The sequence below is a fragment of the Intestinibacter sp. genome, assembly GCF_051866655.1.
GTDB lineage: Bacteria > Bacillota > Clostridia > Peptostreptococcales > Peptostreptococcaceae > Intestinibacter.
The window spans coordinates 1-8,998 of record NZ_JBJDXL010000563.1 but is presented as its reverse complement, the minus strand read 5'-3'; the positions used below and the strand labels follow the sequence as shown (position 1 = coordinate 8,998).

The 8,998-nt window shown below is 29.7% G+C and carries 10 protein-coding genes and 1 pseudogene; 1 reads left to right on the top strand and 10 read right to left on the bottom strand.

Going from position 1 to position 8,998, the window contains the following annotated elements:
* From ACI3VO_RS17015 to larE, 6 genes and pseudogenes are all read right to left on the bottom strand, one after another.
* Positions 1-412 (bottom strand): annotated as a pseudogene (locus ACI3VO_RS17015) (sensor histidine kinase); the annotation flags it as partial.
* 2 nt (positions 413-414) lie between these two features.
* Positions 415-1,113 (bottom strand): cell wall metabolism DNA-binding response regulator WalR, encoded by a 699-nt coding sequence (gene walR, locus ACI3VO_RS17010; RefSeq protein WP_320924976.1) that lies wholly within the window; start codon positions 1,111-1,113, stop codon positions 415-417.
* Positions 1,114-1,132: 19 nt separating this feature from the next.
* The gene (locus tag ACI3VO_RS17005) at positions 1,133-2,536 is read right to left on the bottom strand and encodes a hypothetical protein (protein ID WP_439759043.1); all 1,404 of its coding nucleotides are present in this window, start codon (positions 2,534-2,536) and stop codon (positions 1,133-1,135) included.
* A 151-nt stretch (positions 2,537-2,687) separates the two neighbouring features.
* Complete coding sequence (locus ACI3VO_RS17000; RefSeq protein ID WP_439759042.1) at positions 2,688-3,281, bottom strand: hypothetical protein; 594 nt, start codon at positions 3,279-3,281, stop codon at positions 2,688-2,690.
* A gap of 83 nt (positions 3,282-3,364) precedes the next feature.
* Positions 3,365-4,510: a THUMP domain-containing class I SAM-dependent RNA methyltransferase gene (locus tag ACI3VO_RS16995; RefSeq protein ID WP_320624982.1), complete on the bottom strand. Its 1,146-nt coding sequence runs from the start codon at positions 4,508-4,510 to the stop codon at positions 3,365-3,367.
* Positions 4,511-4,552: 42 nt separating this feature from the next.
* Positions 4,553-5,350: an ATP-dependent sacrificial sulfur transferase LarE gene (gene larE, locus ACI3VO_RS16990; protein WP_439759041.1), complete on the bottom strand. Its 798-nt coding sequence runs from the start codon at positions 5,348-5,350 to the stop codon at positions 4,553-4,555.
* Between the two features lie 226 nt (positions 5,351-5,576).
* Here larE and ACI3VO_RS16985 point away from each other — a divergent pair, with 226 nt between their 5' ends.
* Entirely contained in the window at positions 5,577-5,813 is a 237-nt protein-coding gene (locus ACI3VO_RS16985; protein WP_439759040.1) for a hypothetical protein, read from the top strand.
* Between the two features lie 59 nt (positions 5,814-5,872).
* Here the strand turns inward: ACI3VO_RS16985 and ACI3VO_RS16980 are convergent, their stop codons facing one another.
* From ACI3VO_RS16980 to ACI3VO_RS16965, 4 genes are all read right to left on the bottom strand, one after another.
* Positions 5,873-6,808, bottom strand: a complete 936-nt coding sequence (locus ACI3VO_RS16980; RefSeq protein ID WP_439759039.1) for a M14 family metallopeptidase — start codon at positions 6,806-6,808, stop codon at positions 5,873-5,875.
* Complete coding sequence (locus tag ACI3VO_RS16975) at positions 6,808-7,767, bottom strand: M14 family metallopeptidase (protein WP_439759038.1); 960 nt, start codon at positions 7,765-7,767, stop codon at positions 6,808-6,810. The genes ACI3VO_RS16980 and ACI3VO_RS16975 overlap by 1 nt, the downstream gene beginning before the upstream one ends.
* Complete coding sequence (locus ACI3VO_RS16970) at positions 7,760-8,551, bottom strand: transglutaminase-like domain-containing protein (protein WP_439759037.1); 792 nt, start codon at positions 8,549-8,551, stop codon at positions 7,760-7,762. The genes ACI3VO_RS16975 and ACI3VO_RS16970 overlap by 8 nt, the downstream gene beginning before the upstream one ends.
* Before the next feature lie 3 nt (positions 8,552-8,554).
* Positions 8,555-8,998: alpha-E domain-containing protein (locus ACI3VO_RS16965; RefSeq protein ID WP_439759036.1), on the bottom strand; the 444-nt coding region annotated here is incomplete at its 5' end.

Below are 8,998 nucleotides of genomic sequence, written 5' to 3'. Positions count from 1 at the left end.
ATATACTCATTACATGGTCCTTTGTCTTTAAGATATTATATGTGAAGATGTTGTAGCCTTCACTTCCCATAAGTGCATTATTTATATCGTCGTAATTTAGTTTTTCTCCAGTTTTTATACCGTATTCATCGAGTAATACCTCTTTGTCCTTATTTATAATTTGAATTCCTAGATTGATGTCCTTATTGACACCTTCTCTTTCCAGTATGTCGTTTATCGCATCTTCAAAGCTCGTAAAATTTGTAGCTGAAATATTATCCACCTGTTGCTCTAAATAAGTCCTAGCCATTCCATGGTAATACTCCTTCATATAAAATATAAATAGAACCTCGAATAGTACGACAGTAATTGCAATCATTATAAAGTAATATTTTACTACCCTTCTTCTCAAGCCTTCTAAATGTATTACCAATTTTAGTCTTCCTTTCTAAAGCAATATCCAAATCCCCAAATAGTTTGAATATATTTTGGTTTTGATGGATCATCCTCTATTTTATTTCTTATTCTTCTTATGTTTACGTCTACTATTTTAAAATCATATAGATAATTATTACCCCAGACCTCAGTTAGTATTTGATCTCTACTTAGAGATTCTTTAGCATTTACCATTAAATATTTTACTATAGAAAATTCTGTAGGAGTTAATTCTATTTCTTTGCCGTCTTTGAATAATTTTCTCTTGTCCAAATCAAGCACAAAAGGATCTGATACTATTTTATTTAATTTCATAGAGCTTTCTTCTTTTTTAACTCTTCTAAGCAAAGCTGCTACTCTGACTAGTAATTCCTTTATACTAAATGGCTTTACTATATAATCATCTGCACCAGATATAAAACCTTCTAGCTTGTCCTCTTCTTGAGCCTTTGCAGTAAGCATTATTATACCTACTTGATCAAATTTTTGTCTTATATATTTGCATACCTCTATACCGCTCATATCAGGAAGCATTACATCTAAAAGAGCTATTGAAATATCGTTGTTTGATGTTATCTTTTCTATAGCTTCACTACCACTGCCTGCTTCTATTATTTCATATCCTTCTCTTTTTAGGTTTATACTTACAAAGCTTCTTATTCCTATTTCATCCTCTAAAACTAATATTTTTTCCTTCATTTTTATCCTCCATCTAAGTTTATTCACTTATTTTTGAAAAATACTCTTTTATTATATCTACAGTTAAGTCAAATTTTTTCAATTGCTTTTCATTCACATCGGAAATAGAAAATGTATATTTTTCTGTTTCAAATACATCCACATTTGATTTTTTTATATTGTTTGAATCCTCAACTATATTTTTTTCAGTTAAATTCAATGTAAATAGATCCTTTTTATTCGCCTCATTCTTAGTATTGTAAAAATTATTTGAATCATAGTAATAGAATTTATATACTCTAAAACTGTTATTTGTATCTTCAGTTTCTTCAGCGATATATATTTTCCCAACTAAATTATTTGGTATTAAAAATTTAAAATTATTTTCATAATTATAATAAATTTGGTTTACAAATAGCAAGTCTGCATCTTCGCCTTTTTTCTCATTGTACTTATTCCAGCTGACTATTGCACTAGTCGGTGACGCATCTGTAATCAAGGTATCTATAGTTACACTGTTTGAATCTACAGTAGGTACATTAGTTATTCCATCCTTGTTAATATCCTCAAATTCGACGTAGTACGAATTGAATATATTTTCATGTTCTTCAAATGCATCTACAAATTTATTATCTTCTAAATAAATTATATCTGTAATATATCCGCTTTTTTTAGTATACGGTAGTCCCAAAAACAACGCCTTTTTCCCATCTGATGTTATATCTCCAATCGATATTTTTATATTTTCAAAATTATCTACCTCATCTAATCTTACACTATCTAGAATAGATAACTTATCGTTTTCTAAATTACAAGCGTATACGTTCATTTTATTTGTATTATCATTATAATTATAAACTATTAAATCTAAAATTTTATCATCGTTTATATCCTTTACCATAATGCCCAGTTTAGTAAATCTGTTTCTATTGAAGTAGTTAAAATTATTTTTAGAAATTAATTCGTTTATTTGACCATTCTCATACCTACAAATAGTAAGTGTTGTCATATAATCATTTTCTACAAGCAAAATTATTTCCTTATTTCCATCATTATCTAAATCATAGAAATTTGCATATTTTATTTTATTACCTGACTCTGTATAAGATATATCGTAATTTTCATCGTTGTTGGAATCTAATATAGTAAATCCAACCTCATTTTTCACTCTTATACCTTCCTTTTTTTCGAAAAATACTACTTCGTCTTCTCCAGTTTCATCTAAATCTACTTGATTTATCTTTCCTACTTCTGTAGAATTAGACGGCAAAATCAAGGCAGCACTTCCCAAAACTCTAGTTACTTCTTCTGATAAATCTTTTTTATCTGAATTATATATAGGTAAATTGCTAAATAGACTTTCCGTCGTATATTCTCTATTGTAGCAGCCTGTACACAATACAGTCACTAAAGACAATATTCCTACTAACTTTAGTAGCTTCATTACATTCCTCCTATTTATAAAATTTCCTCTATTCTAATTATACAATAAGTACGTAAAAAATCAAAAGAGTTGTGCGTAAATGATTAAATCAAATCATCTACGACAACTCTTTAAATTACAAAGCATAATTATTTAAAATAAATATTTTAACCTATTGCTTTTTTAAATTTTCGTCTGACCAAATTATATCATCATTATCTTCGTCATCTATGTCTTCTTCTACAAAATCCCCTCTATAATTAGTAGCTTCCTCTTCTATTATATCTTCTTCATCTAAATTTTCGTGGGATTGCTTTATATTTATATCTTCTTCTTTATTTTGCTGTTGATTATGGTGCTTGTTATTTCTTCTTTTTTGTTTTTTGTTTATTTTATTTTCTTCGTCATTTTGTAATTCTTTGCTTTTATAATTTTTATGACTCTTTTTTGTCTTAGTTTTTTTGTCCTTTGTAGCTTCACCTAAATCATTTTGATCTTTACTAGATTTTTTATTTTTATTGACTTGCCCATTTTGATTATGCTGTTTGCTTTTTTTATTTTTTTTGCCTAAATTAAATTTAAGTGAACCCTTCTTAGGTCTAGATTTTGACTCTGTTTTATTTTCTTGTAAATCAAATTCCTCTTTTCTATCATCTGGAACTAACTTATTTAAAATCACATCGTTGTACTTTTCTTCGTATTGATTCTGATTGTTGTTTTCTATGTTTTTATTTTTATAATTTTTTTTATTGTGCTTTGCCCTCATTTAAAAATAACACCTCCCAAATGTTATATAATATTTATATTTTTATATCTTCGTTTTTATAACATCTGAGAGGTAAAATTTTCTTATTTTCTAGGAGGCTTTGGTCCTAAATATTGGTATAAGTAGCTTTTTAGCATACCGTTATACAGCTTTCTCTTTTTAGAAGCGTCTTGACCAAATTCATTCTCAAAGTCTTCATAAGAAGTTATCATATAATATGACCAATTTTTCAATTTTCTAAACGCATATCCCAATTGTTTATATAGCATTTTTACAGTCTCTATATCTTCAAGTCTTTCCCCATAAGGTGGATTTGTAACTATAAAGCCGTACTCTTCATCGCTTTTAAATTCTGTAGCATCTGCTACATTGAATTCTATATAATTTTCAACGCCAGCTATCTCTGCATTTTCTCTAGCTATCTCTATTACTTCTTCGTCTATATCGTATCCGTAAATTTTGAAGTCTATATCCTCATTCATAAGATCGTATGCTTCTCTTCTAGTGTCCCACCAGATTTTTTTATCTAGAGTTCTCCATTTTTCAGATATAAACTCGCGGTTAAGCCCTGGAGCCATATTTATACCCATCATAGCAGCCTCTATTAGTAGAGTACCTGAACCACACATAGGATCTACTAGAGTTCTTCCTGGTCTCCAAGGAGTTAGATACATTATAGCTGCAGCTAATGTCTCTCTAATTGGGGCTTTATTTGCCTTTTCTCTATATCCTCTTTTGTGAAGAGCCACTCCTGTAGTATCTATTGTAAGGGTTACCTTGTCCTTGTGGATAAACACGTAAATAGGGTATTTTTCCTTGTCCTCTTTAAGTCTTCCAGTTTCTAGATAGCTTTTTTTAAGGCTCTCTACTACTGCTTTTTTTACTATAGATTGTATATCTGGTATAGAATGTAATTTTGATTTTATTGAAGATGCCTTAGTTATCGGAAATTGAGCTCCGTATGGTATGTATTTAGCCCAATTTATTCTCTTTGTGCCTTCAAATAGTTCATCAAAGCTTCTAGCTTCAAATTCAGCTACCTTTAAATGAACTCTCTCTGCACATCTAAGCCACATATTTGCCTTCGCTATACCGTATTCATCTGTCTTATATGTAACTCTTCCGTCTTCTGTTTTTACTATTTCAAATCCTAAATTTTTAATCTCATTTGCCAGCATTTTTTCGACACCAAAAAAACAAGGCGAGATTAGAGTATATCCTTTTTCCATGTATTTATTAGTCAGCACTTAAAAAGCACGACTCTCTCCTTTCTATTTATTTAAGCTTCCCATTTCATATCCATTTAAATCTAATGTAACGTATTTAAATCCTATATCTTTAAGTTTAGTATACACATTTTTTATCATTTCATCATCAAAAAATTTACTGATTTCGTCCTTAGCCACTTCTATTCTAGCTATATCTGAGTGTATTCTAACTCTATACTGTCTAAAACCTAAATCTTGAAGGTAATTTTCAGCTTCTTCTACTAATCTAAGCTTTTCTTCTGTTATTTTATCTCCATAAGGAATTCTACTTGCAAGACATGCAAAAGACGGTTTATTATGTGTCTTTAATCCAAGTCTCTTTGATAGAATTCTTATTTCGTCCTTTGTAAGCCCGCTGTCTTTTAGTGGACTTATTACCTTTAATTCCTCAAGTGCTTTTAGTCCAGGTCTATAATCTCCTAAATCACTTAAATTAGTCCCATCTAATATGTATTTTATTCCATTTTCTTTGGCGTAATCCTTAATCATATTAAAAACTGCGCATTTACAATAATAGCATCTTTTTACACCATTTTCAATAAAGCCTTTTTCATCGAAATTATCTACTTTTATTACTTCATGCTTTACACCAAACTCTTTAGTGTACTCCTTAGCCTCCTCCATTTCTCTACTAGAATGCATCATAGCATGCACAGTTACAGCTACTGCATTTTCTCCAAGCACATCGCTCGCCACTTTAAGCAAGAAGTTACTATCTACTCCTCCAGAATACGCTATTACAACCTTTCCCATTTCTTTTAACTTATTCTTTAATAATTCATATTTTTGATCTATATTCATTTTTTATCATACCTTCCTTTTTATAAAACTTTGTAAATCTAAAGTAATTATATATAAACCAAAATCATAAATCTATATAATTTTTATATTAAATGAAAAATATTTGTTATATATTCATATTTTTCATATTTATTTTATATGAATTATATTATTTCAAATTTAATTATATATTTAATTTTAATATTGTGTTATATTACTTATATACAATATTTAGGAGGAAATTGACATGGCAGCAGATTACAGCAAAATATTAGACAAATTAATTAGATTAAATAGGGGTATGAATTTAAAGCTTAGAGAAAATACAAATATACTAGATGTAAATATATACAATCAGACACTTTTAACTCTTGAGTTAGAATCTACGGATTTAGATAAACACAGCGAGTATATCTACAATAAGATAATAGCACTTGAAAATGTAACGATGTACATTCCGAGCGTATATATAAAAGAAGACTAAAAGCAAAAGGGCTACCACAAAATAATTTGTGCTTAGCCCTTTTTCCTATATTTTTCATATTATTCTAATATTATCCTACACACATTGCTGTTATTATTGATCAAATTTATATTATATATAAAATATACAATTCCATCGTAGGGAGATATTATCTTTTGCAAAACCTCAGCTTCATAAGGGTCGAGTACTTCTCCAATTAAATCTCCCTTTTTAATAGATTGTCCTAAGCTTATATACGTTCTAAGTATACCTGCTTTATTCGATTTTACATATACTATATCTTTTGAGTTTATATGCTTAGTTTTATAAAAATCGTCCTTTAAATTTTCCTTATATACACCTATATTTATCAAGAAATTTTTAATTGCATCTAAAACCATTTCTGTAGAAGAATCGCTTATTTTTTCATTTTCTCCCACATATATAGAAAATGCATTTGTGCCCCATACCTGCCAATTGTAATTTAATGTAGTCGTATCATAGGGGCTTACTGATCTTACGTAGCTAAAAGGAAGTCCAAAATAATCCATAAGCTCTGGATTTTCATATCCCGTCTTCATCATAGTTACATGTGGAATAAACTCGCCTTTTAGATAATAGCTAGTAAATTGAATTCCATATTCAAAGTCCTTTACATATTCAAATACATTATAAGCTATTCTCTGCGTAGTTTCTCCCAAGTCATACCCTGGAAACATCCTGTTTATATCGGTATTGTCTAGAGCCCAAAATCTTTTATTTATATTCATAGAAAAATTGTTGACTGTAGGTATGACTACTATTTTTTTAGATTTATCTATTTTATCCTCCTGCTCTAGTTGTTTTAGCATCTTTATTATTCTAGAGCAAAGATAAATTTGTTGAATTTCATTTCCTCTAGTAGAACCGACTATCGCCAAAGTCTTTTTGGCATTTTTATTTCCAAATTCATATGAAGTGATCTTCATATCGTTTCTATAAGGAGATTCCAGTTTAAATATCGTGTTTTTTACCATTAAATTACCTCCTCTAAAATTCTAGCTATTAAAGATCCTTCATATACGACGGGATATTCCCTAAGTGTAAATACCAGTCCATCACAAGGCGATATAACTTCATCCTTTACTACTGCCTCAAGTGGATCTACTATCTCTCCAATTTTTTGTCCGCATTTTACAATTCTATCGTGATTTATGCATGGAACAAATATTCCAGAAGCCCCTGCATTGCAAAAGCTCACATCTTTATTAGTAGATATAATCGGCTCTTTTATATAGTACTGTCTCTTGTCATTCCAAATACCCATTTCCTTCATTAAATTTAAAATTCCCTTTGTCGTCTGATTGCAGTAAGTTTGTGTAAGTCTCATACCTACACCTAATTCTACAACTATGCAAGGAGTTTTAAGGATATTTAACGAATGGCATAGAGTAGATTCTAAGACAGTCGCACTTTCGTGAATCCATATAAAATCTAAATTTAATTTTTTGGCATATGGAAGTAAATACCTAGCCATGTCCTTGTTTATTCTCGCCTGAGGAATCTCCTTTAAAAAAATATTGCTCGCGTGCAAGTCGATTACCATATCGGAACCCTCTAAGGCTTCTATTATATTGTGTGCATTTGCTTCTATCATAGATTTTTCGCTATTTCCTGGAAATAATCTATTCATATCTAAATCAAAATCAGGTATCCCCCTTGTTATTGAATCTATCCCTAATGGATTTAGAGCTGGGTAAATATCTACTATTCCATTTAAATAATTTATATTTTTCTCAATCGTCTTTGATAAATTAAAGCATATCAATTGACCCTCTAGCTCATCTCCATGGGTACCTGTGACTATAGATATTCTCTTTAGCTTTTTTATTTCATCTTGATCTATATCGTCAGGTAAAAACCTACATCTCTTTATCTCTAACTTTTCGTCTATAGGCAATTCAAATGAGGATATACTTTCAACCACCTTACTCATGAATTTCTACCACCTTCGCATTAATTTCTACTCTTTGGTCTACAAAATTATTTACTACACCAAATAGACCTCTTTCAACTTCACAGCTTCTACTATCTCTGCCATGAGAAAATTTTATATATCCTTCATTTACAAATCTGTTATTTGTAGGATCTACGGCTTTCCATAAAACTCCATTATAGTATTCTACCCATGCATGTGTCTTACCTTCGCCTACCATAATACCTGCACAATATCTAGCTGGTATTTTTAAAAAATGTAAAAAGCCTATCATTATATGGCTCATATCTTGACATACTCCCTTTTTATACTCAAAGGTCTCTTTAGCCTTTGTGTCTATAGTCGTAAAATTTGGAGTATATTCTATATAATTGAATATGAAATTCGATATCTTATCTACTATTTCGTCTACATTTTGACTTGAAACATCTAAATTTAAACTATTTATCGTATCTATCATAGGACTACTCAATTTTGTAGATGAAGTATCGTATAAAAATACTTCATCTACGCCATCTCTTATTATATAATTATTCATCCATATTTTGCCTGATACGTTGTAGTGAAAATACTCGTGTACATCGTTTATACTTCCATAAATAATTTTATTTTTAAATGAATCATAGCCTAAATTAAAATTATTTTCGGGTTCTACAATTAATTTTTCATCATAAAGTCTCTGATACTCAAGTTCTCTCGGCAAGCATTTTAATATATAATTATGGTTGTATATCAAATCTGTAAACTCGGTATATACGTCTAATTCAAAAGCGTATCGTTTCATAAATTATACAGCTATTACTTCTCCACTTTTTATTTTGTCTAACAATTTTTCAAAATTATCTATACGTTGTGAGCATCTAGCTATCTTTTCATCATCCTCGCCAAATCTCTTATACACATCCATACGTTCTATATATTTGCCTATCAATACCTCATAGCTGACTCCATAACCACAAAAGTCGTGTAAAGCTCCCCAAAATGCCATTATTAAATCTATTACCTCTTGCAATTTAGATATATTTATTTCCTTTGAAAGCTCCTTTTCAACTAAGCAGCTAGCCATTTGAACGTAGCTTATAGTTTCACTAGTCAAAACATTTCTAAGTATTACAGAATTGTTTTTAGCGCAGTTTAGAGAATATATTATGCTTGAAGGATTTTTAGGATCAGATACCATTTTTAAAATAAAATCATCTTTATCTTCAAAGGTATGTTGTATACCTAAAAC

Coding starts and splice junctions, on each gene's coding strand:
- walR (WP_320924976.1), bottom strand. CDS start 1,113: ATGAAGGAAAAAATATTAGTTTTAGAGGATGAAATAGGAATAAGAAGC.
- ACI3VO_RS17005 (WP_439759043.1), bottom strand. CDS start 2,536: ATGAAGCTACTAAAGTTAGTAGGAATATTGTCTTTAGTGACTGTATTG.
- ACI3VO_RS17000 (WP_439759042.1), bottom strand. CDS start 3,281: ATGAGGGCAAAGCACAATAAAAAAAATTATAAAAATAAAAACATAGAA.
- ACI3VO_RS16995 (WP_320624982.1), bottom strand. CDS start 4,510: ATGGAAAAAGGATATACTCTAATCTCGCCTTGTTTTTTTGGTGTCGAA.
- larE (WP_439759041.1), bottom strand. CDS start 5,350: ATGAATATAGATCAAAAATATGAATTATTAAAGAATAAGTTAAAAGAA.
- ACI3VO_RS16985 (WP_439759040.1), top strand. CDS start 5,577: ATGGCAGCAGATTACAGCAAAATATTAGACAAATTAATTAGATTAAAT.
- ACI3VO_RS16980 (WP_439759039.1), bottom strand. CDS start 6,808: ATGGTAAAAAACACGATATTTAAACTGGAATCTCCTTATAGAAACGAT.
- ACI3VO_RS16975 (WP_439759038.1), bottom strand. CDS start 7,767: ATGAGTAAGGTGGTTGAAAGTATATCCTCATTTGAATTGCCTATAGAC.
- ACI3VO_RS16970 (WP_439759037.1), bottom strand. CDS start 8,551: ATGAAACGATACGCTTTTGAATTAGACGTATATACCGAGTTTACAGAT.